Here is a 25,090-nt window from a genome sequence, read left to right on the forward strand (position 1 = left end):
ACATGGATATGTAGCATACCTTTTTATGCATCTCTGCTATATGGCGTTTTCTATTCGCTTAGTTGACTAAGAAGGGAACGACGCTCGGAGCGATGATGGTAATGATACCTGCGATGACCAGCATGAACAGGCAATAACCAACAGTACCGCGCATGACTTCGCCTTCCTTGCCTTCAGCAACAGCACCGACAGCGCCGACGCCAAGAGCGATACTCTGCGGCGAAAGCATCTTGCCGATACAACCACCGAGGGAGCTGGCACCTGCAAGCCACGGCTGGCTCATGCCCAGGCTGGATGCAACGGATGTCTGCAACGGCCCGAAGAGGACGTTGGCGTTCGTGCAGGACCCGGTAATGAATGCGCCAAGACCGCCGACGAACGGAGCAACGATAGGATATGCATTGCCTGTTGCAAATACGAGGGCATCAGCGATTTCCTTGGTCATGCCGGAGTAGGTCATAATCTTAGCGACGACGACGACGGCGATGATGGTCAGGTACGTGAAGCGCAGGCCGACGAAGTTATCTTTGAAGACCTGAGCGATCTTACCGATGGAAGCACCCTGATAGAGGCCGCCGAGGATAGTGGCGATGAAGATCATGACGCCAGGAACAGCGATCCATGTGAAGGTATAAGGTTTGGCACCCGGGCCGGCATAGATAGGAACAGTCGTTTTAATCGAAGCCAGCGGACCGTTGATGAACGGGAACAGTTTCGACGTACCGACGAGGAATACGAAGATAAGGATGAAGATCATAGCTGCTTTGACGCCTTCACCGAAGGAAACAGCTTTCTGATTTGTCGTGTCAATATCGAACTTGTATTCCGGATTGCTTGTCGTCTTGCAAGCGCGGGAATAGAGGACGATGACAGCCATGATGATGATGGATGAAACCATGACCGGCAGTTCAGCGCCGATAGTCATGGAAATGAACAGTTCCGGAATAGCCAGGGCCAGACCGGAGAGCAGGGTTACGATACCGACGCCTTTGATGGCTTTGATACCGCCGCCGATGCAGATGACGATCAGGAACGGAGCGATGAGGTCAGGAATAAAGGATACAATCGAGACTTTCGTAGCCAGGACGCCGGCATCCAAACCGGTGACAGCAGCCATGGTCGTCGTCGGGATACCGATGGACCCGAAGGACGGTGCTACGGCGTTGGAAATCAAGCAGGCGACGATGGTCTTGATCGGCGGATACCCGAGGGCAACCAGCATAGCAGCCGGGATAGCAACAGCAGTACCAAAACCTGCCATGCCTTCCATGAACGTCCCGAAACCCCAAGCGATGAGCAGGAATACGACACGTTTATCTTCACTGACAGTGGTCAGCATCTGTTTGATGACTTCCAGGCTGCCTGTGGCTACAGTCAATTTGTAAGCGAACAGGGCCATGATGATGACCAGCAAGATCGGCCAGCATGCCAGGGCTACGCCTTCGAGGGCTGCCGAAATGGCAATGGGAACTGACATATTATAACAGAATACAGCGACAACAAATGCGATGATAGCCGCGATTGGGCACGCTTTCCAACCGGCCATCTTCAAGAACCCCAATGCTACGATTAGGAATAGGATTGGGAGCAAGGCCAATATAACCATTACATACCACCCTTTCATAATAAAATACTTTTCACGCCTCTAACAGGCGGGGGCTTATTCATGAACGAACCACGAATAACGCCATTTCTCACTTAGATTGCATCCGGATACAAGCTCTATACTGTTATTATATACCTCAATGTCATATTTGTAAATTACATTTAGACATGAGCGTATACCTATTTTCGATATAGCGAACACCAATGTTTACTATTTTGCATATTACTACACTAAAATGTGGAGTTTATAAGCCGTAAATAATCATTTATCATTTTATAAATGATTTTATGTAATTTAACGTTTTATGTATAAATCGCATAACCGTGCAAAAAAAGAGGCTGTCACATTAGGACAGCCTCTTTTTGAGTATTAAGTTTGCAGTTTGTAGTTTTTAGTAAATGTTTTTTTAATTTAAAGCCCTCTTCTACAAACTCCATACTACAAACTATAAACTCTTATTCTTTTCTGCCGACGCGATGACGGCGTTCATGGTGGCAGCGCGGAAGCTGCTTTCTTCCAGGGTCCGGACGGCTTCGATAGTCGTGCCGCCTGGCGAGCAGACGTCATCTTTCAGGGCACCGGGATGGCGGCCTGTTTCCAGGACCATCTTGGCTGCTCCCAATACGGTCTGGGCCGCAAAGGTATAGGCCATCTGGCGGGGCATCCCTTCGCGGACAGCGCCGTCGGCCAGGGCTTCGATGAACATATAGACGTAAGCCGGACCGCTGCCGCTCAGGCCACAGACGGCGTCGATGAGCTTTTCATCGGTCACGACGGCTTTGCCAAAGCTGGAAAAGATGGCGACGACATCGGCCGTTTCGGCTTCAGTCACGTTGACATTGGGCGATACGGAGGCCATGCCTTCGCCGACCATGGCCGGCGTATTGGGCATGACCCGGACGATTTTCGTTTCCGGACCGGTGTAAAAGGCCAGCTTTTCCAAAGAGATGCCGGCGGCGATGGAAATGAGGACGCTATCGGCCGGAAGGGATTCCCGGACGGCTTCCAGTGCCAATTCCATGATGTTCGGCTTGACGGCCATGATCAGGCCCTGGGACTGGCGTGCCAGTTCTTCCGGCGTGTCGACGACGACAGCTCCCGTTTCTTTGGCCAGGGCTTCGGCCTTTTCCTTGTGGATATTATAAAGATAGATATGGTCTGCAGCAATGGCATGGGCAGCTACCAGGCCTTTGACGATGGCCCGGCCCATATTGCCCGTCCCGCAGACACCGATTGTCTGGAACATAGGAAGCCTCCCTTTCCGATACGGACTTACTGTTTAGCGCCGACGGCATCCAAGGTCGCTTTAATCTTGGCAGCCAGGCCGTGGATCTTCTTCTTGGAAACAGAGCAGACAGCCAGGCGGATACCTTTGCCCAAGGGAACGAGGAAGATATTTTCTTTTTCCAGTTCATCGCAGACTTTCTGGGACCCTTCCATAGGGATTGTGATGAAGAAGCCCGAAATGTAACGCAAATATTTCAAGCCACATTCATCGGCTTCTTTCATGAACAAGTCAGCCCGTTCCTGGATGAGGTGGAAATATTTAGCCCGTTCCGCATCGAGTTCAGCGACTTTGGCCGGGTCCTTGCAGATATTGGCCATGACCTTCATGGCAGCGCTGTTGGAGTTCGACCAGGTAGCGCGGCTGGTATACTGATTGATGGCGACGAATTCATCAGCAATATCCTTGTTCGGCGTGACGCAGATCATGGCGCCCATACGCTGGCCATACATGGTGAAGCCTTTACTGCAGGTGTAGGCGACGACGATGAGGACGTTGTCCGGCATGTTGCCGAATTTCTTGAAGAATTTGCGGCATTCATGTTTTTCGCCGCTGTAGTCGAGATAAGCGACGTCGGAGACGAAGATGATGTTCTTATCCTTGCCTTTGACGACATCTTTCAAGAAGGCCAGGACTTCGTCCCATTCCGAATCGGAGAGGCCGTAACCCGTCGGGTTGTTGGCCGGCGAATTCATGATGATAACCGTGTTGTACTGTTTGGCAACCATGTCGCTGACGTTGGCTTTGAAGCTTTCCATATTGAAATGGCCATCGGGCGTGAGCAGTTCAAATTCACGGAGTTTGCGGCCATTATCGTTGCACATGGAACCGTAAGCCCCCCAATGCCAGTCACTGGTCAGGACTTCATCGCCCCATTCGGAATAGTTGTGAATGACGTGATGGAGGACACCGGAACCGCCGGACGTAGCACAGGCGCGGATGTAGCCTTCCGGACGGGATTCACCGAAGCACTGGTCGATAGCAGCTTCCAAATAATCGGGATAGCCCTGGATCGGCGCATAGGCGACAATTTCTTTCGGCGTCAAGGCTTTATAGGCTTTCTGGACGACGTCGAGCATGATGAGATTCCCATCTTCATCGAGCATGGAACCGACTGTCCCATTAATAACTTTATCTGCCCCCAATTTTTCGGTCAAAGCTACGGCACGGTTGTTAGCACCAAAAATCTTATCTTCAGCACTCTTCCCTTTTGCCTGCGGTGCGGCAACACTTTTTACCATATGAATCAACTCCCCTTTCTTATGTACATATACATTTATACCACATTCAAAATCGAAAGACAATAAACATATTGCATATATCTGTCATGTATTCAAAATACAAAAGGAATAACGCCTCTTGGACAATCAAAGTTAATCCCATTTGCTATCTTAGCATAAAACGGTTGAAATTATATCATGACTCTCCTATAATAAAGAGTATATAACATATTTCGTGTTACTTTTATGCATTTTTATTCTATGAAAAGAGGTCTTCCCCATGAATCGTGTATTACGTTTTGTATTAGCCGCTGTGCTGGCCTGCTCGGCCCTCATGCTGACAGCCTGCCAGGGCAGAAACAGAAAAACTCTTTGCCAAACACGGTGTCGACGTCCAGGTCATTGAATTCAGCTCCGCTGCGGACCAGCAAAAAGCCATGGAAGCCGGTGAACTGGACGGCATGATGACCGACATGATCGTCACGGCCTTGCTGAAAAAAGCCGGTACAGACGTCCGCGTCGTCGCCATGGCTCTCGGTGCCGTCCCCCAGGAAGGCCGGTTCCTCGTCGTATCGTCGCCGAACAGCAGCATTACGACGCCGCAGCAGCCAGCCCGATGCCTATCGCGACATGGCTATGAAGAAGGCCAACATCCCGGCCGCCGTCGCCGGTTCGTACCGTACGCCGTCTTATACGGCCCACGCCCTGCCGACAGAAGAAGAAGTCAGCCGTATCATGAACTGGATGGTAGAAAAAGGCCTGTTGCCCAAGGCCTACAGCTATGACGAAATGGTCGCCCATGTCCAGTAATCAGCCTATGGCCGGACCGCTGCTGCGCTTAGACGACGTGGGCCTCGCCTATCACAGCCGCAGGGGCATCCAGGCCATGCTCCAGCACATCTCATTCAGCCTCGCCCAGGGAGAGCACCTGACCGTCTCCGGGCCGTCGGGCTGCGGGAAATCGACACTGCTGCGCCTCATCGCCGGCCTGCAGGCACCGACAGAAGGGCAGATTTATTTTGCAGGCCAAAAAATGACCGCTCCCAGGCCGGACCTGGCCATCGTCTTCCAGGACTATGGCCTTTTCCCGTGGAAGACGGTCGAAGAAAATATTCTCCTTCCAGGCAGGCTCCACGGTTCTCCCCTGGATAAGGACCAGCTGGCCTCCCTCTTGGACACGCTGGGCCTGACAGCCGTCCGCCATCACTATCCGGGGGAACTCTCAGGCGGCCAGAAACAGCGGACCGCCCTGGGCCGGGCCATGGCCATGCAGCCGAAGTTGCTGCTCCTGGATGAACCCTTCTCAGCCCTGGACCCGGACATGCGCCGTCAATGCCATGACCTCTTCCAACAATACATCGTAAAAAGTCAGACCGCGATGATTCTCGTCACCCACAGTCCGGAAGAAGCAGCGGCCCTGGGTGACAAGACCATCGTCTTCGCCAGGACAGGAGGTGTCATCGAAGATGTCCGGAAAAACAAGTGATCCCATCGATATGGCCCATCTCCTGCTGGCCTTTTTCATCATCGGCGCCTTATGGCAGGCGGCCAGCATGGTACTGAACAAGCCCTTGCTGCCGGCACCGTACCGCGTCTGCCAGACCTGGTATGCCCTGATGACGACAGGCGTCCTTTGGCCGCACATCGCATCCAGCCTGTACCGCATGGAAGTCCGCAACTATGAAGAAATGTACGCCGCCATCCTGACCCTGGCCGCCATCGGCATCATCGCCTACATGGCCCTCGATATAGCCGAACGAAAACTCTGCCCGTGGAAGAAGTAGCCGTCAGCTGTTAATGACTATCACCTGTATGCGATATCGTAGGGCTTGCACGTGGCAAGCCCGCTATGACCATGTGAGCATAACGTATGCTGATATATGTGCGTGTTTTCCTGCATCACCTGTCATGTATGATGGATATACCATTATTCCGAACGGGCGCCCCACGTGGGCGCCCCTACCAGCTTAGCAGTCAGTCGTTAGCAGCCGCAGTCCTACGAGCCATCATTCTGAATAGGCTGTGGTCAAATATCACAGCGGGTCGCTCAAGGCTCCCTTTATAGGGGAGCTGACCGCCAAAGGCGGTCTGAGAGGTTGAAGATCGGCCCCTACGATGCGGCCATAAGGCCGCAAAAACGAGCCACGAACCATTAACAACGAACAGCAAAAAAGCACTGGCGGTTGTCCCACCTCTCCTGCCGAATCCAGGGTATCTCTGTCTGACCGCATACTTTCACTCCATCAGGTCACGAGATTCGGCATAAGCGACTCACACGGTTTTGCGCGTCGCAGAGCTCCTTCAAAACCGGTTCCCTGCTTATCCCAGGGAACCCTGGTCGGATAGGAAGCCGCCTCGTCCCACATCGCTTGTCATGTATGATGGGTACCCCCATTATTCCGAACGGGCGCCCCACGTGGGCGCCCTTGCTAGCTGCTAACTGCTGACGGCTAACAACAAAAAAAGCACTAGCCTAAGCTAGTGCTTTTTTTCTTAATCAGCGGCTTCCTATCCTCCCAGGGGGCCTCCCCCCAAGTACTTTCGGCGTTTGCGGGCTTAACTGCTGTGTTCGGCATGGGAACAGGTGGATCCCCGCAGCTATCGCCACTGAATTATGTTATTCAGGCGTCGGACAAGTCCGACGTAAGCGATTCACACAGTTTTGCGTGTCGTCTCCGACTCCTTCAAAACTGGTTCTCTGCTTATCGTATCCTGACAACTGCATAAAAATGTTTCATACATCCAACGAACTATCAAGAATCTTTCCGCTCGTCTCCGAATCGTCGTTCTCTCTGTGTATCTGTTTCCAAATTCACAGCCTCCTGAGATTCGGAGTAAGCGATTCGCACATGTTTGTGCGTCGCCTTTCGGCTCCTTCAAACATGGCTCTCTGCTTAAGTCAAGTCCTCGGTCTATTAGTACCGGTCCGCTCCGTACATCGCTGTACTTCCACTCCCGGCCTATCAACCACATCGTCTTTGTGGGACCTTACTTGTTAAACAATGAGAAACCTCATCTCTAGGCTGGTTTCACGCTTAGATGCTTTCAGCGTTTATCCGTCCCCGACGTAGCTACCCAGCTGCACGGCTGGCGCCATGACTGGTACACCATTGGTCGGCCCACTCCGGTCCTCTCGTACTAGGAGCAGCCCCTTTCAAGTTTCTTACGCCCGCGATGGATAGGGACCGAACTGTCTCACGACGTTCTGAACCCAGCTCGCGTACCACTTTAATGGGCGAACAGCCCAACCCTTGGGACCTACTTCAGCCCCAGGATGTGATGAGCCGACATCGAGGTGCCAAACCTCCCCGTCGATATGGACTCTTGGGAGAGATAAGCCTGTTATCCCCAGGGTAGCTTTTATCCGTTGAGCGATGGCAATTCCACTCTCTACCACCGGATCACTAAGCCCGACTTTCGTCCCTGCTCGACCTGTCCGTCTCGCAGTCAAGCTCCCTTCTGCCTTTGCACTCTTCGCGCGGTTTCCGTCCGCGCTGAGGGAACCTTTGGGCGCCTCCGTTACTCTTTCGGAGGCGACCGCCCCAGTCAAACTGCCCGCCTGAGACTGTCCGCAAGCTCGTTACGCTTCTCGTTAGAATTCCAATAAAACAAGGTTGGTATCCCACCAGCGGCTCCGTGAATACTGGCGTACTCACTTCTCTGCCTCCCAACTATCCTGTACATCTCTTACCGGAATCCAATCTCAGGTTACAGTAAAGCTCCATGGGGTCTTTCTGTCCAGTCGCGGGTAACCTGCATCTTCACAGGTACTTCAATTTCACCGGGTCCCTCGTTGAGACAGTGCCCAAATCGTTACACCTTTCGTGCGGGTCGGAACTTACCCGACAAGGAATTTCGCTACCTTAGGACCGTTATAGTTACGGCCGCCGTTTACTGGGGCTTCAATTCACTGCTTCGCTTGCGCTAACACTTCCTCTTAACCTTCCAGCACCGGGCAGGTGTCAGCATCTATACATCAGCTTTCGCTTTAGCAGACGCCTGTGTTTGTGGTAAACAGTCGCTTGGGCCTCTCTTCTGCCACCCATCTCCGCTCCATGCGCTTCTGCACTTCACGTACGCTGGGTTATCCTTTTCCCGAAGTTACGGATATATTTTGCCGAGTTCCTTAACGAGGGTTTTCCCGCGCACCTTAGAATTCTCATCCTGCCTACCTGTGTCGGTTTCGGTACGGGTGCCTGAGTCCTCACTAGAAGCTTTTCTCGACAGTTTAGTGCCAGCCCCTTCGCTTCTGTCTCCAGAAGCTCCCCATCGCATCTCGGCCTTACGGGAAACGGATTTGCCTGTCTCCCGACCTACCTGCTTGGACGTGCTCTTCCATTCGCACGCGCGCCTTCCTTCCTGTGTCACTCCTTCGCTCAAACGGCCTCAGCCAGTACAGGAATTTCAACCTGTTGTCCATCTCCTACGCGTCTCCGCCTCGGATTAGGTCCCGACTTACCCTGGGACGACGATCGTTGCCCAGGAACCCTTAGGCTTTCGGTGGAAGGGATTCTCACCCTTCTTTTCGCTACTCATACCGGCATTCTCTCTTCCTGCCTGTCCACCTGTCCTTCCGGTCAGGCTTCTCCCATGCAGGAACGCTCCCCTACCCAATTAACTTATGTTAATTGCCAAAGCTTCGGTTCCGTACTTTAGCCCCGGACATCTTCGGCGCAGAGTCTCTCGACCAGTGAGCTATTACGCACTCTTTTAATGGTGGCTGCTTCTGAGCCAACATCCTGGTTGTTTTCGAAATTCCACATCCTTCGCCACTTAGTACGGCATTGGGGACCTTAGCTGTTGGTCTGGGCTGTTTCCCTCTTGACTATGGGCCTTATTACTCACAGTCTGACTCCCATGGATAAGTACAGCCATTCGCAGTTTGATTAGGTTCAGTAGCCGGATAGGCCCCTACCCCGTTCAGTGCTCTACCGCCTGTACTCTCGCCATGAGGCTAGCCCTAAAGCTATTTCGGGGAGAACCAGCTATCTCCACGTTCGATTGGCATTTCACCCCTACCCACATCTCATCCAAAAGCTTTTCAACGCTCACTGGTTCGGTCCTCCACACATTTTTACCTGTGCTTCAACCTGGACATGGGTAGATCACTGTGGTTTCGGGTCTACTCCAACTAACTATACGCCCTGTTCAGACTCGCTTTCGCTGCGGCTCCGCATTTCCTGCTTAACCTCGCTAGCTGAAGTAACTCGCCGGTTCATTCTTCAATAGGCACGCCGTCGCACCTAAAAAGTGCTTCGACTGCTTGTAGACATACGGTTTCAGGTTCTCTTTCATTCCCCTCCCGGGGTTCTTTTCACCTTTCCCTCACGGTACTATGCGCTATCGGTCCATATCAGTGTTTCGCCTTGGAGGGTGGTCCCCCCAGCTTCCCACAGGGTTTCTCGTGTCCCGTGGTACTCCGGATCCTGCTCCATGCACTCGCTTACGCCTACGAGGCTCTCACTCTCTCTGGCTGAGCTTCCCAGCTCATTCTGCTTCACTCATGCATTTGATAGCAGTCCACAACCCCGGATTGGTTTCCCATCCCGGTTTGGGCTCTGCCCCGTTCGCTCGCCGCTACTAGGGGTATCTCTGTTGATTCCTTTTCCTCCGGCTACTTAGATGTTTCAGTTCACCGGGTGCCCTTCCTCATAAGAGGATGACAGCACTACTGCTGCCGGGTTTCCCCATTCGGAGATCTGCGGGTCAAAGGTTACTTGCACCTCACCGCAGCTTATCGCAGCTTATCGCGTCCTTCTTCGGCTGATATGGCCAAGGCATCCGCCGTACGCCCTTACTTACTTGACTATTTTTTCATGTATCACGCCATCCACACGGAATGTCGTGATGAACAAGAATTCAAGGTTCGTTAAGATCTCTTTTTAAAAAGAGGTATTTTCTAACATTTTTATGCAGTTGTCAAGGTACGATTGAGAGGATGGCCTCTCAAAACTGAACAATGAATGAATTGCCTCCGTGCCGACTTCTTAGGTTTTCCCTAGAAAGGAGGTGATCCAGCCGCACCTTCCGATACGGCTACCTTGTTACGACTTCACCCCAATCATCGCCCCCACCTTCGACGGCTGGCTCCTTGCGGTTACCTCACCGGCTTCGGGTGTGAATGACTTTCGTGGTGTGACGGGCGGTGTGTACAAGGCCCGGGAACGTATTCACCGCAGTATGCTGACCTGCGATTACTAGCGATTCCTGCTTCATGCAGGCGGGTTGCAGCCTGCAATCCGAACTGGGACTCTGTTTTTGGGGTTTGCTCCGGATCGCTCCTTCGCTTCCCTCTATTAAGAGCCATTGTAGTACGTGTGTAGCCCAAGCCATAAGGGGCATGATGACTTGACGTCATCCCCGCCTTCCTCCGCATTGTCTGCGGCAGTCTCTCCTGAGTCCCCGACTTAACTCGCTGGTAACAGAAGATAGGGGTTGCGCTCGTTGCGGGACTTAACCCAACATCTCACGACACGAGCTGACGACAGCCGTGCACCACCTGTTTTCTTGTCCTCCGAAGAGGAACAGGGTATCTCTACCCTTAGCAATCAATGTCAAGGCTTGGTAAGGTTCTTCGCGTTGCGTCGAATTAAACCACATACTCCACCGCTTGTGCGGGCCCCCGTCAATTCCTTTGAGTTTCAGCCTTGCGGCCGTACTCCCCAGGCGGGATACTTATTGCGTTAACTCCGGCACAGAAGGGGTCGATACCTCCTACACCTAGTATCCATCGTTTACGGCCAGGACTACCGGGGTATCTAATCCCGTTTGCTCCCCTGGCTTTCGCGCCTCAGCGTCAGTTGTCGTCCAGAAAGCCGCTTTCGCCACTGGTGTTCCTCCTAATATCTACGCATTTCACCGCTACACTAGGAATTCCGCTTTCCTCTCCGATACTCTAGCATCGCAGTTTCGGTCCCCTCACGGGGTTAAGCCCCGCACTTTTAAGACCGACTTACGACGCCGCCTGCGCGCCCTTTACGCCCAATAATTCCGGACAACGCTTGCCACCTACGTATTACCGCGGCTGCTGGCACGTAGTTAGCCGTGGCTTTCTCTTACGGTACCGTCACTTACGACGGGTATTGGCCGTCGTACCATTCGTCCCGTATAACAGAACTTTACAACCCGAAGGCCGTCATCGTTCACGCGGCGTTGCTCCGTCAGACTTTCGTCCATTGCGGAAGATTCCCCACTGCTGCCTCCCGTAGGAGTCTGGGCCGTGTCTCAGTCCCAATGTGGCCGTTCATCCTCTCAGACCGGCTACTGATCGTCGCCTTGGTGGGCCGTTACCCCTCCAACTAGCTAATCAGACGCAAGCCCCTCCTCCAGCGAAAGCTCCGAAGAGCCTCCCTTTCTTCCTTCTGCCATGCGACAGAAAGAACGTATTCGGTATTAGCAGCCGTTTCCAGCTGTTGTCCCCATCTAGAGGGCAGGTTGCTTACGCGTTACTCACCCGTTTGCCACTCGAATCGATAAAAAGCAAGCTTCTCATCTCTTCTCGTTCGACTTGCATGTGTTAAGCACGCCGCCAGCGTTCGTCCTGAGCCAGGATCAAACTCTCCATGATATATGGAAGAGCGTTTGGCTCTTGTTTATTGATTGGTATTACTCATTGTTTGACGTTCTATAAATAGAACCTCGCACGTTGGCGTTCATTCAGTTCATTGTTCAGTTTTCAAAGGTCATCATTGCCATCGCTTCATCGCGACGACTTGTATATCTTACCAAACTCCGAGAAGTCTGTCAAGCCCTGATTTGAACTTTTTTCAACTCAATCAGTGCCGGTCCGCTAAGCGAACTCATACAGACACAACAAAACAAACCTATCGTTTCTTTCGTCCGTCTCAGTACAGCTGGTTTCTATATAATAGCATTTAGCTTGCAAAATGTCAACACTATTTTTCTAACAGGGAAAAATAACGGTGGATATGGCAGGCCAGGAAGACCGTGAACCGCTGTTCCCAGTCAGCCAGATCATAGGGAATGAGTTTCTCCGCCTTGTGGATGCGATAGGCTACGGTATTGCGATGGGTGTAGAGCTGGGCCGCTGTTCCCTTCAGGCTGCCATCGTGGCAGAGATAGGCTTCCAGCGTTTCGTACAAACTGGACCGGTGGCTTTCATCATAAGCCAGCAAGGCTCCCAGGGCCCGGTCGTGTAGGACGCGCAGCACCCGGTCATCGGGCTGAGAAAAGAAGAGGGCATAGGCGCCGAGGGCTCCGAAATAGCACCAGGACTGCTGATGGAGACGGGCCCATACCAAAGCCTGCTGCCCCTGGCGGCAGCTGTCTGGCAGGGTTTTCAAGTCAGGCGCCGTCAGGCCCTGGCCCGTCACCAGGCGGTCATGGCCTTTGAGCCAGGCGACGAGTGCTGCCGGCAGCGTTCCCTGCAGGAGCAGGACGATCGTGTCCTTATAAGGAAATATAAAGTATGGCTGGTCCAGCCCGTTGAGGAAGGATTTGCTGTCAGCCAAAAAATCGGCATCGCCATCGGCGCCGGCCAGGACCAGTGCCGTATACGGCCCCTCTTCCTGCCAGCCCGTCAGAGCCAGTTCAGTCAGGACCGACGACCCCTGGACGCCGAAGAGGAATTCCTTCCACGCCGTAATGGCCCGGTATTCTTCACGGTTGGTCAAAAAGAGGGCCGACAAAAAGGACTGGGTAATGTCGGCCAGGCGCACTTCCCAAGGCATAGTGAATATCGGGAAGGCCGCTTCCTCACAGCGTTCTTTCAAGGCTTCCGTAATATCCGACGGCAAGAGGTACTTTCCCGTATTGACGACCAGGCCGGCCGCATCGGCTGCCAGCAGGGCATCGACGAAGTTTTCCAGCCAATGCGGGTCGCCGGGGCTGGCCAGGCCCGTCGTGAAGATGAAGGCATGAGGCCGCAAAAAAGTGCCATAGTCGGCATCTTCCATGACCTGCACCCAGGCCACGTCGCGGCTCAGTCCCTGCCGTCCGGCCAGGAGGTCCAGTTTATATTTGTTTTCATCCTGCCTGTAAAGTTGAGCGATGGATAGAGACATGGGACTCCCTCCTTTGTGTCGTCAGCACAACATCATATTTTTAACTTTGGTTTCCCAGCTTCTTGTTGTTTTTAATAGTAAAACGTATAATAAGCGTATCATTTAAGATTATCCATGCAAAGTCTTTCATAGAGCACTCACCAAGGCTTTGTATCTTGCATTGATAAGGGGGAGACATTATGTTAAAAGATGAATTACCGAAAATTGTTACCCAGACCGTTCCCGGTCCGAAAGCCGCTGCCGTCCTGGCCCGCCGCCGTCAGGCCATCCCGGATGCCATCGGCACCATCTATCCGACAGTCATCCAGCGCGGCGAAGGCGCCATGTTTGAAGACATAGACGGCAACTATTTCCTCGACTGGGTCGGCGGCGTCGGCGTCCTGAACATCGGCTATTCCCAGCCGGAAGTCGTCAAAGCCGTCCAGGACCAGGCCGGGAAGTATTTCCACGCCATGGCCAACATCGTCACCCATGAAGGCTACGTCGCCCTGGCGGAAAAACTCAACGCCATCGCGCCGGTCAAGGGCGACAAGAAGCGCTCCTTCTTCATCAACAGCGGCGCTGAAGCCGATGAAAATGCCGTCAAAGTCGCCAAGGCCTATACGAAACGGCCGAACATCATCGTCTTCTCCGGCGCCTTCCACGGCCGCACGCTCATGACCATGGCCATGACGGCCAAGAAAGCCTACGCCCGCGGCATGGGCCCCTTCCCGGACGGCGTCTATCGGGCCGAATTCCCTTATCTCTACCGCAAACCGGCTGGCATGAGCGATGACGAAGCCCTGGAATTCTACCTGAATTCCCTGAAAGAAGTCTTCATGTACGCTTCGCCGGCGGAATACGTCGCCGCCATCGTCGTCGAACCGCTCCAGGGCGAAGGCGGCTTCATCCCGGCTCCTATCCCCTGGATCAAGGCCCTGCGCAAAGTCTGCGACGACAACGGCATCCTGCTCATCGCCGACGAAGTCCAGACCGGCTGGTGCCGCACAGGCCGCATGCTGGCGACGGAATACTGGAAAGAAGCCGGCTGCCCGCCGGATATCATCGCCACGGCTAAATCCATCGGCGGCGGCGTGCCCCTCGGTGCCGTCGTAGCCCGCGAAGAAATCATGGAATCCGTCCCGGCCGGCGTCATCGGCGGTACTTTTGGCGGCAACGCCCTGGCCTGCGCTTCGGCCCTGAAAGTCATCGAAATCATGGAACGGGACCATTTGGCCGACCGGGCTTTGGAAATCGGCCAGAAAGTCTGCGCCCGCTATGAACAGTGGAAACAGAAATACGACGTCATCGGCGACTACCGCGGCTTAGGCGCTATGCTCGGCCTGGAATTCGTCCACGACAAAGCCAGCAAGAAGCCCTATCCGGAACTGGTCACAGCCGTCATCAAAGAAGCGGCCCAACACGGCCTGATCATGGAAAACTGCGGCATTTACGACAACGTCATCCGCTTCCTCTGCCCGCTCGTCGTCACCGACGCCCAGCTCGATGCCGGCCTGGACATCCTGGAACAGGCCATCATTACCTGCACGAAATAATCAGTATTTCTCTCCCATGACATCGAGGGCGACCATGGCCATGGCCTTGGCGCCCGTCAATGCCTGCATCTTGCCCAGGTCGCTGCCAGCGGCTTGGGCAAATTCTTTCGTATGGGCATTGATGTCGTAGCCGATGCAGATTTCCGGCTGGCTGACCCGCGTAATTTGGCTGACATTGCCTACGTCCGTCGAGCCTTCGGCATAGTCGTCGTCGCGGACGCCGAATTCTTCGTAGAGCTGGTTGAAGGCGTCGGCAAAGTAAACGTCCATCCTGGGGTCATTGATCATATTCTTATAGAGCGGTTCATAATGGACCATTTCCACTTTCGCTCCGTGTGCGTCGGCGACGTCACGGGCGATTTTTTTTATGTCCGGCAGCATCTTGTCTTCCAGGTATTCCACTTTCAGGGCCCGGATAGTCGCCTTGAGGACAGCCCGGTCAGGCACGATGTTCGGCGCCGTACCGCCTTCGGTGATGATGGCGCCGATGATATGGCGTTCGGTCAAGGTCTTTTCATAGGCCTTCAGGCGGCCATAGAAATCGACGAGGGCATCGAGGGCATTGACGCCGTGGTAGGTCGCATCGGCGACGTGGGCCGCCTTGCCGAGGAAGGTGAACTGCATGGGGTGCGTCGCATAGGACGTGCCGCCGATATAGGTCTTATCCGTGCCGGGATGGACGATGACCGCCGCGTCCAGGCCGTCGAAGACGCCGTGTTCGCTCATATAGACTTTGCTGCCCACCGTTTCTTCGGCCGGACAGCCGTAGACGTGGACCGTCGCCTTGTCGCCGGCCGCTTTGGCAAAGGCCAGGGCCGCGCCGACGCTCATGGCGGCGATGAGGTTATGGCCGCAGCCGTGGCCGATTTCCGGCAGGGCATCGTATTCGGCCAAAAAGCCCATCTGAAAAGGACCGTGGCCGCAGACAGCGTGAAAGGCCGTCGGGAAAGCGTCGGCGACGGGATTGTCGATGGCAAAGCCGCGGTCCTGCAGGATTTTTTTCAGCGTCGCCGATGCGAAGACTTCGTTCATGCCCGTTTCCGGGTGGTCGTGAAGGCTTTCGGCAATGCCGTAGATGACCGGTTTCAGTTCATCTACATAGCGGCAGGCCTGGTCTTTCAAATCTTTATATTCCATGAGAATCTCTCCTATCCAAATTACAGCAGCGTAAAGCGTACGCCGTCCAGGCAGGCTTCGAGACCGGCCATCTGGCCCAGGGGCAGCCAGGCGTTGTCGGCACCGTGGCCGAAGGGCAGGCCCATGACGGCCGGTTTGCCCCACTTGCGGGCATAAGCCTGGAGGACTTCTTTCACCGTCCATTCATAACGGGCGCCTTCGTCAGGGCCGCAGTGGTGGAATTCGCCGAAGGCGATGGCCCGGACGCGGTCGATGAGGCCCGATTCCTCGAACTGGCAGAGCATGCGGTCCAGGGCATAGGCCTCTTCCCCGACTTCTTCCAGGCAGAGGATGGCGCCGTCTGGCGGATCGATGGCATAAGGCGTGCCCATGAGGACCGACAGGAGCATCATATTGCCCCCGGCCAGCGGGCCCGTGACGGCACCGGGGACGAGGGTTTCCGGCTGGCAGCCCGGCGGCAGCGGCAGTTCCCGCGCTTCATAGGGATGCTGCAGGCCGTAGGCGAACTGCTCTTTCGTATATTCCGAGGCATTGCGGCCCAGGGACATGACCATAGTCCCGTGGATGGGACAGAAGCCGCAGCGCTGGAGGAAGGCCGTATGCAGGGCCGTAATATCGCTGAAGCCGACGAACAATTTGGGATGGGCCGCAATGAGCTCATAGTCCAAGAGCGGCAGGATGCGCGTCGCCCCATAGCCGCCACGCAGGCAGACGATGGCCTTGACGGCGTCGTCGGCAAAGGCTTCGTTGATATCCCTTGCCCGCAGCCGGTCGGGGCCGGCCAGATAGCCATCAAAGGCAGATACGGATTTCCCGATTTTCACTTCATAGCCGAGGGACCGCAAGAAGGTGAGGCCCTTGATCACGTCGTCACCGGCCAGGGCTGACGACGGGGCGACGACGGCGATGGTGTCGCCAGCTTGCAACGGTTCTGCATAGGTATACTCCATAAGGCTACTTCCTTTCTGATTCATCGATATAGGCTTTCTTGAAATCGACCAGTCCCAGCGGCGACCAGTGGTAGCCCTTGATATAGGGCTGGGCCACGTAGGGCTGGGTCGTGTAGTACAAGGGGATGATGACGCAGTCGTCGAAGAGCATCTGTTCCGCTTCGTGGAGATAGGCCATGCGCTGTCTTTCGTCGTTGCTGGCCTTGGCTTTGGCAATCAATGCATTATACGCCGGATTGTGGTACTGGGCGTCATTTTCGTCATCGGCAAAGACGTCGAGGAAGGTCATGGGGTCGATGTAATCAGCGATCCACGACGCCCGGGCCAGCTGGTAGTCGCCTTGGGCGCGGGTGGCCATGAAGACTTTCGATTCCTGGTTGGTAATATTGACGTCGACGCCGAGGTTTTCTTTCCACATGGCCTGCAGGGCTTCGGCTACGGCCTTGTGCATTTCATTGGTATTGAAGAGGAGCGTCACTTCCGGCAGCGGGTGCTGGTCATCGTAACCGGCTTCCTTCAGGAGCTGGCGGGCTTTGGCCGGGTCTTCGGCGATGAGGTTCCCCCCTTCCTTACGGAAATCACGGCCTGTGGCCTTGTCCTTCAGTCCCGGCGGGACCCAGGCGTAGGCCGCTTCCTTTTCACCGCGGACGATGTACTTCATCAGTCCCTGGCGCTGGACGGCCAGGGCAAAGGCCTTGCGGACGCGGACGTCGTCAAAGGGCTTCTTCTGGACGTTGAAGACGTAGTAATAGGCGCCGAGATAAGGAGCAATCTCGTAGAGGCCCATCTGTTCCAGCCGTTCCTGGTCGGCCGGCGGCGGTTCGACGGTCATGTTGGCCTGATTGCTTTCGACCAGGGTCAGGCGCGTCGCCTGGGAATCGCTGATGGGGAAATCGAGGTGGTCCAGGATGACCGAACCGGCATCCCAGTAGCGGTCGTTCTTGACGACTTCGATTTCACTGGAATGGTTCCAGGAAACGATTTTATAGGGGCCGCTGCAGACCATGCCGTCCGCATCGGCAGCCCACGTATCGGGCTTGGCTTCGACGAGCTTCCTGGGGACGGGATAATAGCAGTGGAACGCCGTCAGGTTGAGGAAATACGGCGTCGGTTCCTTCAGGCGGACGACCAGGGTCCGGTCATCGACGGCTTTGACGCCGACGGCATCGGCCGAGGCCTTCTTATTGAAATAGTCTTCGGCCTTGTCGATACAAAAGAGCATATAGGCATTTTCCGAAGCTACGTCGGGATCGACGACGCGCTTCCAGGAATATTCGATGTCGCCTGCCGTAATCGGCGTGCCGTCGCTCCATTCGATGCCCGGCCGCAGGTGGAAGGTATACGTCTTGCCATCCGGTGAGATATCCCAGCTTTCGGCCAGGGCCGGCTGGGGTACATCGTCATCGTCGAGGCGGGTCAGGCCTTCAAATATCTGCAGTTCCACATTGCTTTCGACGAGGGCCGTCGTCATGGCCGGGTCCAGCCGCGACGGTTCCGCTTCCAGGACGTAGCTGACCGTATCGGGGTGCTGGATGCCGCAGCCGCTGAAGAGGACGGCCGTCAGCAGGCAGCTCAGGAGTAAGAGTAATTTCTTCATCGTCTGCCTCCTCTCGCATGATGGCAGGCGACGAAGCGGTCGTCTGCGACCTGCCGGAAATGAGGCACGTCGATGCGGCAGACTTCATCGGCGTAGGGACAGCGGGGATGGAAGACGCAGCCCTTGGGCAAGTCGAGGGGGCTCGGCACTTCGCCGCAGACGATGGTCCGGCGCCGGTAGTGCGGGTCCGGCCGGGGCACGGAGGCGATGAGCATCTGCGTATAGGGGTGGAGCGGGTCGTGGAAGACGGCGTCTCCCGGCCCCAATTCGACGAGGCGGCCTAAATACATGACGCCCATGCGGCGGCTCATGTGATGGACCATGGCCAGGTCATGGGCGATGAACAGATAGGACAGGCCCCGTTCCTGCTGCAGGCGCTGCATCATGTTGACAATCTGGACCTGGACGGACACGTCGAGGGCCGAAATAGGTTCATCGCAGAAGACACATTCCGGGTCGACGGCCAGGGCCCGGGCGATGCCGATGCGCTGGCGCTGGCCGCCGCTGAATTCATGGGGATAGCGCTGGGCCGCTTCAGGCCGCATGTCGACCTGTTCCAATAAGGACGCCACGCGCTGGCGCCGCTGGCTGTCGTCCTGACAGAGATGGTAGTTGCGCAAGGGCTCGCTGATGATGTCTTCGACGGTCATGCGCGGGTCCAGCGAGGCATAAGGGTCCTGGAAAATCATCTGGACGTGGCGGCGATAGTCGCGGCCTACAGCGCGGTCGGCAATGTCCCTGCCCTTATAGGTAATGGACCCGCCGGTCTTGGCATATAAGCCCAGCAGGGTCCGGGCAAAAGTCGATTTGCCGCAGCCCGATTCGCCGACGAGGCCGACCGTCTCGCCCTGGCCGATGGTCAGGGACAAGTCGTCGACGGCGGTCAGGGTCTTCTTGGGCCGTCCCAGCCAGTCCCGCTGGACGACGAATTGTTTACTGATATGTTTGGCTTCGATGAGGTTCATGGCAATGCCTCCTTGGCCGCGGCGGCCTGGGCCAGCCAGCACGTGTAATGATGTCCCGGTCCGGCTTCTTCCCGCGGCGGCGCCGCCGTCATGCAGGCCTTCATGGCCTGGGGGCAGCGCGGATAGAAACGGCAGCCCTCGGGCATGTGGAAGAGGTCCGGCGCCTGGCCGGGGATCCCGGTCAGGGCTTTATCCTTCTGGGCCGGGTCCGGCAGTGATGCCAGGAGGCCCTGGGTATAGGGATGGGCCGGGCGGTAGAAAATATCATCGGCCGTCCCCTCTTCGACGATGGCGCCGGCATACATGACGTAAATGCGGCGGCACATCTGGGCGATGACGCCGAGATTATGGGAAATGAGGACGACGGCCATGCCCAATTCCGCCTGGAGGCGCTTGAGGACATCCAGGACCTGGGCTTCTGTCGTCACGTCGAGGGCCGTCGTCGGTTCGTCGGCAAAGAGGAGCCGCGGCGAACAGGACAGGGCCATAGCGATGAGACAGCGCTGGCGCATGCCGCCCGATAATTCATGGGGATATTGATGGAGCCGCTTTTCCGGCGACGTCAGTCCGACGGCTCTGAGCAGTTCCAGGGCCTTGGCTTCACAGGCTTTACGGCCCAGGTGCTGGTGCAGGGCGATGCCCTCGCAGAGCTGGTTGCCGATGGTCAGGACGGGATTGAGCGACGTCATGGGGTCCTGGAAAATCATGGCCATGTCGCGGCCGCGCAGGCGGTTCATCTGCGTTTCCGACAAGGGGATGACATCGCGGCCGTCCCAGAGGATCTGGCCGCCAGTATATTCCGTCGCTTCGGCCGGCAGCAGCTTCATGGCCGCCTGGGACGTGACGGATTTACCGCAGCCCGATTCGCCGACGATGCCGACGGTCTCACCTGGATTGACGGTCAGCGACACGTCGTGGACGGCTTCCAGCAGTCCCCGGTAAGTATGGAAAGAAATGGTCAGATGGCGTACATCTAATAAGGCTTGCATCAGCGTCCCTCCTTCTGGTTCTGCGGGTCCAGGGCGTCGCGCAGGCCGTCGCCGAGGAACATGAAGCCCAGCATGGTGATGCACAGGGCCAGGGCCGGGAAGACGAGCTGGAACGGGAAGGAGCGCATACTATTGATACCTTCTGAAGCCAGGACACCCCAGCTGGCCATAGGCGCCGATACGCCGAGGCCGATGAAACTCAGGAAGGCTTCTGTAAAAATCGCGTCGGGAATGGACAAGGTCAGGGTGACGATAATCGGCCCGACGCAGTTGGGAATCATATGGCGGCAGAGGATATGCCACGTCGACGTCCCGCAGGAGCGGGCAGCCATGACGTATTCCTGCTGTTTCAGGCTGAGGATCTGGCCGCGGACGATGCGGGCCATGTTGAGCCAGTAGGCAATGCCCAGGGCCAGGTAGATGTTGAGCAGGCCCGGCTTGAAGACGACCATGAGCAAAATGACGTAGAGCAGCATGGGAATGGAATAGAGGATGTCGACGATATGCATCATGATCTGGTCCGTCCGGCCGCCGACGAGGCCGGCAATGCCGCCGTAGATGACGCCGATGAAGACGTTGATCAGGCTGGCGACGAGGCCGATGGACAGGGAAATGCGGGCGCCGTAGAGGACGCGGACGAAGAGGTCACGGCCCAGGGAATCCGTACCGAACCAGTGCGCAGCCGACGGCCAGGCATTGGCTGCCGTCAAATCCTGGTCGGCATAAGTATAGGGCGCCAGCCAGGGGCCGGCAATGGCCAGGAGGCTCATGACGACGACGATGGCCAGGCCCCATAAGGCCAGGCGGTTCTTCTTCATCTGCCGCCAGCCCCGGTCGCGCAGGGTCTGGGGCGGTACATAGGGTTCCGTCCGGTCAGCAGCCGTAAGCGGTGTAAAATCCATCATCAGCCCTCCTTCTTTCCATCCATGGTGATCCGCGGGTCCAAGAGCGGATAAATGACATCGATGAGTAAATTCATCATCATGATGAGGAAACTGTAAAAAATCGTAATGCCCAAGATGACCGTATAGTCGCGGTTATAAATGCTGGTGACGAAGTGGCGTCCCAGGCCGGGGATGGCAAAAATCGTCTCGACGATGAAGCTCCCCGTCATGAGGGCCGCCGCCAAAGGGCCGATATAACTGACGACAGGCAGCAGGGCGTTGCGAAGGGCATGGTGGCAGATGAGGGACCGCGTGCCGATGCCCCGCGACCGGGCCGTGCGGATATAGTCCTGCCCCAGGGCATCGAGCAGGCTCGACCGGGTCAGGCGCATGATGAAGGCCGTCGGCTGGGCCGCCAGGGCCAGGGCCGGCAGGACAACGTAAGCCGGCCCCTTCCACAGGGCCGCCGGCAGGATGGGCCAGGTAAAGGCGAAGAGCTGGATGAGGACCGCTGCCAGGATGAAACTGGGCACGGAGACGCCCAGGGTGGCGCCGACCATCATGGTGTAGTCGATCCAGGTATTCTTATACCAGGCCGCGGCCATGCCGGCCAGGACGCCGGCACCGATGGCCAAAAAGAGGCTGATGAGCCCCAGCTGGGCCGATACGGGAAAGGTTTCGGCAATGATATCGTTGACGGTCTTGCCGGGATACTTATAAGAAGGCCCCAAGTCGAGGACCGCTGCATGGCGGACGTAATCGACGTACTGGGACCATAAGGGTTCGTCGAGGTGATATCGGGCTTCGACGGTTGCCATGACGGCCGGCGGCAGTTTCTTTTCCTGCGTAAACGGGCCGCCTGGGATGGCATGCATGAGGCCAAAAGTAATGGTGATGATCGCCCATAAGACGACACAAGCGCCGGCCAGGCGCTTTGCAAGGTACATGGCCAATTCAGGTTCCTTCCTTTCCAACATAGATATTATTCATTATAAGGCTGTGTTCCCATCGTGACAAGTTGTAATCCCCGAAAAGGCGGCGTATAATAAGAAGTTAGTACGTTAACAATCCATACGAGAAAGGTGATCGCCGTGAACTGGAAATTCTGTCTGGCCATTCTGACCTGCAACGTCGTCTTCATGTCTTCAAGCTATACCATGCTCATCCCCTTCCTGCCCATGTACCTGACGCGGGAACTGGGCGTCGATGCGGCCTCGGTCAACATCTGGTCCGGTGTCGTCTTTTCGTCGACCTTCCTCATCAGCGCCATCATGGCGCCTATCTGGGGACGCATGGCCGACCGGCGGGGCAAGCGGCTCATGGCCATCCGCGCCAGCCTGCTCTTATCGATCAGCTATTTTCTCGGCGGCATCGTCACGTCGCCGCTGCAGCTGACGTTCATGCGCATGTTCCAGGGCTTCGCATCGGGCCTGTGGCCGATGGAACTGGCCATCATGACCATCTATGCACCGCCGAAGAAACTGGGCATCTGCCTGGGCATCATGCAGGGCGCCCTGACGGCAGGCGGCATCATCGGCCCCCTCTTCGGCGGCATCCTGGCCGAAGCCTTCGGCATGCGCATGTCCTTCTTCCTGGCAGCCGGCGCCCTGTTCCTCAACTTCGTCGTCCTGGTCTTCTTCATCAAAGAACCGCCGACGGATACAGCCGCAGCGGATACGGCCGCAGCCGGGGCAGAAGGCGAAAAGGTCAGCCTCTGGAAGATTCCCGTCATCCGCCTGATGCTGGTCAGTGCCGCCCTGGTCCAGGTCGTCATCCTCATCGTCCAGCCCATATTGACGACATACATCTCCCACCTGGCCGGCGAGCTGGACAACCTGGTCTTCATTTCCGGCCTCATCTTCTCCATGAGCGGCTTTTCCAGCGCCATTACGGCTCCGCTCTGGGGACGCTTCGGCCAGCATCACGGCTTCGTCAAGGCCCTGCGCCTGTCCCTGGTCCTGGCGGGGATTTTCTTCTTCGTCCAGGCCATCCCGGACACGCTGTACGCCTTTGCGGCCAGCCAGTTCGCCATCGGCCTCTTCTTCTCCGGCATCTATCCGTCGATCAACGCCATCCTGGCCGAAAAGACCAGTGCCAGCATCAAAGGGCGCGTCTTCGGCCTGATGTTCTCAGCCCAGCAGGTCGGGGCCATGGGCGGCCCCATCCTGGGCGGCGTCATCGCCACCTTCCTGGGCATGAAATACGTCTTCCTGGCAGCCGGCGCCCTGCTGCTGTTCATCAGTATCGCTGTCCAGCGCAAAGCCCGCCAGCTCCACGAAGCCTAGCCCCGCGTGCCGCGGTTATGGGTGTAATTGGGCAGGAGCTTCGGCGACAGGATGTCGTCATCGACGCGGGCTTCTGCCCGTTCTTCGTCGAAACGGCGGACGTGGTCCAGCGTCCCTTTCCCAGGATGGGCCGTCCGGCTGTAAGAAGCCGCTTCCGTCCCGGCAATGCGGCCGAAGACGATGATATCCAGGAGGCTGTTGCCCATGAGGCGGTTCGTCCCGTGGATACCGCCGACGTCTTCACCGGCGGCATAGAGGCCGGGTATCTTCGTTTTACTCTTGGCGCCGATACAGATGCCGCCATTCTGGTAATGCAGGGTCGGATAGACCAGGATGGGCTGCTTGCGGATATTGATGCCAAATTTTTCATACATGTGGATCATGGCCGGCAGGCGCTTTTCCATGGTCCCTTCGCCGTTGATGAGGTCGACCATGGGCGTGTCGAGCCAGACAGCCGGTCCGTGGAGGGCATAGACCCCTTTGTCCCGTTCCTGACATTCGCGGATGATGGCCGCTGCGACGACGTCACGCGTTTCCAGGGGATGGAGGAAGGCTTCGCCGTTCTTATTGACCAGCATGGCCCCGAGAGAGCGGACCTTTTCCGTCACCAGGGCGCCGTAGATCTGCGGCGGATAGGCAGCGCCCGTCGGATGGTACTGGATGGCGTCGGCATAGATGAGGGGCACGCCGGCGCGGTAGGCCATGACCAGGCCGTCGGCCGTCGAGCCGTAGTGATTGGACGTTGGGAAGCCCTGGTAGTGGAGGCGGCCGGCACCGCCTGTGGCGATGATGACGCTCTTGGCCCGGACGACGTGGTATTCCCGGGTATCGAAGTCATAGAGGACGGCACCGGCCGCCTTCCCTTCGCCATCGAGGAGGAGTTCCACAGCCGGTGAATATTCGACGACGTCGACGCCGGCATTGCGCACTTCGTCGCGGAGGACGCGCATGATTTCCGCCCCTGTATAGTCGCCGCAGGCGTGCATACGCTTGTGCGACGTGCCGCCGCCATGGGTCGTGACCATGGAGCCGTCGCTGTTCTTGTCGAAGAGGACGCCCAGCGAGCTGAGCCACTGGATGGCTTCCGGCCCGTGGAGGACGAGTTCGGCCAAGAGTTCCGGTTTGTTCTTATAATGGCCGCCGCCGATGGCGTCGAGATAGTGGGCCTCCGGCGAATCGCTTTCCTTGTCGGCTGCCTGGATGCCGCCTTCGGCCATGCCCGTATTGGCATCGCCTATACGCAGTTTCGTCGCCATGAGGACCTTGGCGCCGTGCCGTGCCGCTTCGATGGCAGCCGCCGCACCGGCGCCGCCACCGCCGATGACCAGGACATCCGTTTCGAACTGGATGTGATCCACATCGACGTCAGCCGTGTCCATGCGGCTCTTGCCCTGCAGCAGGGCAGCCAGTTCCTTCGGCACTTTATCGCCTTTATTGGGGCCGACGGTCAGGACGGTAAAGCCTTCTTCATGGTAATCCGGATGATACTGGCGCAGGAGTTCCCCCTTCTCTTCAGCCGTGAAGCGCGGCAGTTCTTCAGACAAACGGATATTCCGCGTAGCTTCGACCCGCGCCTGGGAAGCCCGCATTTCTTCTGTATAAATCATGATCGTC

General features: G+C 56.6%; 18 protein-coding genes and 3 rRNA genes. 5 read left to right on the forward strand and 16 right to left on the reverse strand.

What is annotated here, in order from left to right; genetic code table 11:
• Positions 1-58 precede the first annotated feature (58 nt).
• The 4 genes from ACFWUB_RS03385 to ACFWUB_RS03400 form a co-directional block, all read right to left on the reverse strand.
• Complete coding sequence (locus ACFWUB_RS03385; RefSeq protein WP_416184227.1) at positions 59-1,606, reverse strand: L-lactate permease; 1,548 nt, start codon at positions 1,604-1,606, stop codon at positions 59-61.
• Positions 1,607-2,051: 445 nt separating this feature from the next.
• Entirely contained in the window at positions 2,052-2,852 is an 801-nt protein-coding gene (gene proC, locus ACFWUB_RS03390; RefSeq protein ID WP_302681275.1) for a pyrroline-5-carboxylate reductase, read from the reverse strand.
• 26 nt (positions 2,853-2,878) lie between these two features.
• Positions 2,879-4,132: a pyridoxal phosphate-dependent aminotransferase gene (locus ACFWUB_RS03395; RefSeq protein ID WP_020311256.1), complete on the reverse strand. Its 1,254-nt coding sequence runs from the start codon at positions 4,130-4,132 to the stop codon at positions 2,879-2,881.
• 283 nt (positions 4,133-4,415) lie between these two features.
• Positions 4,416-4,703, reverse strand: coding sequence for a hypothetical protein (locus ACFWUB_RS03400; protein WP_416184228.1), 288 nt, complete (start codon positions 4,701-4,703; stop codon positions 4,416-4,418).
• Between the two features lie 38 nt (positions 4,704-4,741).
• On the opposite strand from ACFWUB_RS03400, the gene ACFWUB_RS03405 reads away from it, so the two are divergent.
• Genes ACFWUB_RS03405 through ACFWUB_RS03415 form a run of 3 tightly spaced genes read left to right on the forward strand, consistent with a single transcriptional unit; the run spans position 4,742 to position 5,895 of the window.
• Positions 4,742-4,921: a hypothetical protein gene (locus tag ACFWUB_RS03405; RefSeq protein ID WP_416184229.1), complete on the forward strand. Its 180-nt coding sequence runs from the start codon at positions 4,742-4,744 to the stop codon at positions 4,919-4,921.
• Positions 4,893-5,597 carry an ABC transporter ATP-binding protein gene (locus ACFWUB_RS03410; protein WP_416184230.1) on the forward strand — a complete coding sequence of 235 codons (705 nt, stop codon included), beginning with the start codon at positions 4,893-4,895 and terminating at the stop codon, positions 5,595-5,597. The genes ACFWUB_RS03405 and ACFWUB_RS03410 overlap by 29 nt, the downstream gene beginning before the upstream one ends.
• The gene (locus tag ACFWUB_RS03415; protein WP_416184231.1) at positions 5,578-5,895 is read left to right on the forward strand and encodes a hypothetical protein; all 318 of its coding nucleotides are present in this window, start codon (positions 5,578-5,580) and stop codon (positions 5,893-5,895) included. Before ACFWUB_RS03410 ends, ACFWUB_RS03415 begins: the two co-directional genes overlap by 20 nt.
• Before the next feature lie 711 nt (positions 5,896-6,606).
• On the opposite strand, the gene rrf is transcribed toward ACFWUB_RS03415, so the two are convergent.
• The 4 genes from rrf to ACFWUB_RS03435 form a co-directional block, all read right to left on the reverse strand.
• A 5S ribosomal RNA gene (rrf, locus tag ACFWUB_RS03420) occupies positions 6,607-6,723 on the reverse strand.
• A gap of 283 nt (positions 6,724-7,006) precedes the next feature.
• Positions 7,007-9,919: ribosomal RNA gene (locus ACFWUB_RS03425) — 23S ribosomal RNA — on the reverse strand.
• A 194-nt stretch (positions 9,920-10,113) separates the two neighbouring features.
• Positions 10,114-11,678: ribosomal RNA gene (locus ACFWUB_RS03430) — 16S ribosomal RNA — on the reverse strand.
• The 16S, 23S and 5S rRNA genes sit together here, the layout of an rRNA operon.
• A gap of 328 nt (positions 11,679-12,006) precedes the next feature.
• On the reverse strand, positions 12,007-13,134 hold the full coding sequence (locus ACFWUB_RS03435; protein ID WP_292105861.1) for a PucR family transcriptional regulator: 1,128 nt from the start codon (positions 13,132-13,134) through the stop codon (positions 12,007-12,009).
• Positions 13,135-13,313: 179 nt separating this feature from the next.
• On the opposite strand from ACFWUB_RS03435, the gene ACFWUB_RS03440 reads away from it, so the two are divergent.
• A complete protein-coding gene (locus ACFWUB_RS03440) occupies positions 13,314-14,669 on the forward strand; it encodes an aspartate aminotransferase family protein (RefSeq protein WP_020310696.1) in 1,356 nt (451 codons plus the stop codon).
• Here the strand turns inward: ACFWUB_RS03440 and ACFWUB_RS03445 are convergent, their stop codons facing one another.
• From ACFWUB_RS03445 to ACFWUB_RS03475, 7 genes are read right to left on the reverse strand one after another with little or no spacing between them, the layout of a single operon-like run.
• Positions 14,670-15,806 (reverse strand): amidohydrolase, encoded by a 1,137-nt coding sequence (locus tag ACFWUB_RS03445; protein ID WP_292261122.1) that lies wholly within the window; start codon positions 15,804-15,806, stop codon positions 14,670-14,672. It abuts the gene before it with no gap.
• 20 nt (positions 15,807-15,826) lie between these two features.
• Positions 15,827-16,756, reverse strand: a complete 930-nt coding sequence (locus ACFWUB_RS03450; protein ID WP_416184232.1) for a S66 peptidase family protein — start codon at positions 16,754-16,756, stop codon at positions 15,827-15,829.
• Between the two features lie 4 nt (positions 16,757-16,760).
• Positions 16,761-18,353 (reverse strand): peptide ABC transporter substrate-binding protein, encoded by a 1,593-nt coding sequence (locus ACFWUB_RS03455; protein ID WP_416184233.1) that lies wholly within the window; start codon positions 18,351-18,353, stop codon positions 16,761-16,763.
• Positions 18,350-19,318: an ABC transporter ATP-binding protein gene (locus ACFWUB_RS03460; RefSeq protein WP_020310692.1), complete on the reverse strand. Its 969-nt coding sequence runs from the start codon at positions 19,316-19,318 to the stop codon at positions 18,350-18,352. The genes ACFWUB_RS03455 and ACFWUB_RS03460 overlap by 4 nt, the downstream gene beginning before the upstream one ends.
• Positions 19,315-20,307, reverse strand: coding sequence for an ABC transporter ATP-binding protein (locus ACFWUB_RS03465; RefSeq protein WP_020310691.1), 993 nt, complete (start codon positions 20,305-20,307; stop codon positions 19,315-19,317). The genes ACFWUB_RS03460 and ACFWUB_RS03465 overlap by 4 nt, the downstream gene beginning before the upstream one ends.
• Complete coding sequence (locus ACFWUB_RS03470; RefSeq protein ID WP_036200954.1) at positions 20,307-21,209, reverse strand: ABC transporter permease; 903 nt, start codon at positions 21,207-21,209, stop codon at positions 20,307-20,309. The genes ACFWUB_RS03465 and ACFWUB_RS03470 overlap by 1 nt, the downstream gene beginning before the upstream one ends.
• A 2-nt stretch (positions 21,210-21,211) precedes the next feature.
• A complete protein-coding gene (locus tag ACFWUB_RS03475) occupies positions 21,212-22,144 on the reverse strand; it encodes an ABC transporter permease (RefSeq protein ID WP_020310689.1) in 933 nt (310 codons plus the stop codon).
• A 138-nt stretch (positions 22,145-22,282) separates the two neighbouring features.
• On the opposite strand from ACFWUB_RS03475, the gene ACFWUB_RS03480 reads away from it, so the two are divergent.
• Positions 22,283-23,476, forward strand: coding sequence for an MFS transporter (locus ACFWUB_RS03480; RefSeq protein WP_416184234.1), 1,194 nt, complete (start codon positions 22,283-22,285; stop codon positions 23,474-23,476).
• Here ACFWUB_RS03480 and ACFWUB_RS03485 read toward each other — a convergent pair.
• The gene (locus ACFWUB_RS03485; RefSeq protein WP_416184235.1) at positions 23,473-25,083 is read right to left on the reverse strand and encodes an FAD-dependent oxidoreductase; all 1,611 of its coding nucleotides are present in this window, start codon (positions 25,081-25,083) and stop codon (positions 23,473-23,475) included. The genes ACFWUB_RS03480 and ACFWUB_RS03485 overlap by 4 nt on opposite strands.
• Between the last annotated feature and the right edge of the window lie 7 nt (positions 25,084-25,090).

This window comes from Megasphaera sp. (assembly GCF_047831605.1).
Taxonomy (GTDB): Bacteria; Bacillota; Negativicutes; order Veillonellales; family Megasphaeraceae; genus Megasphaera; species Megasphaera intestinihominis.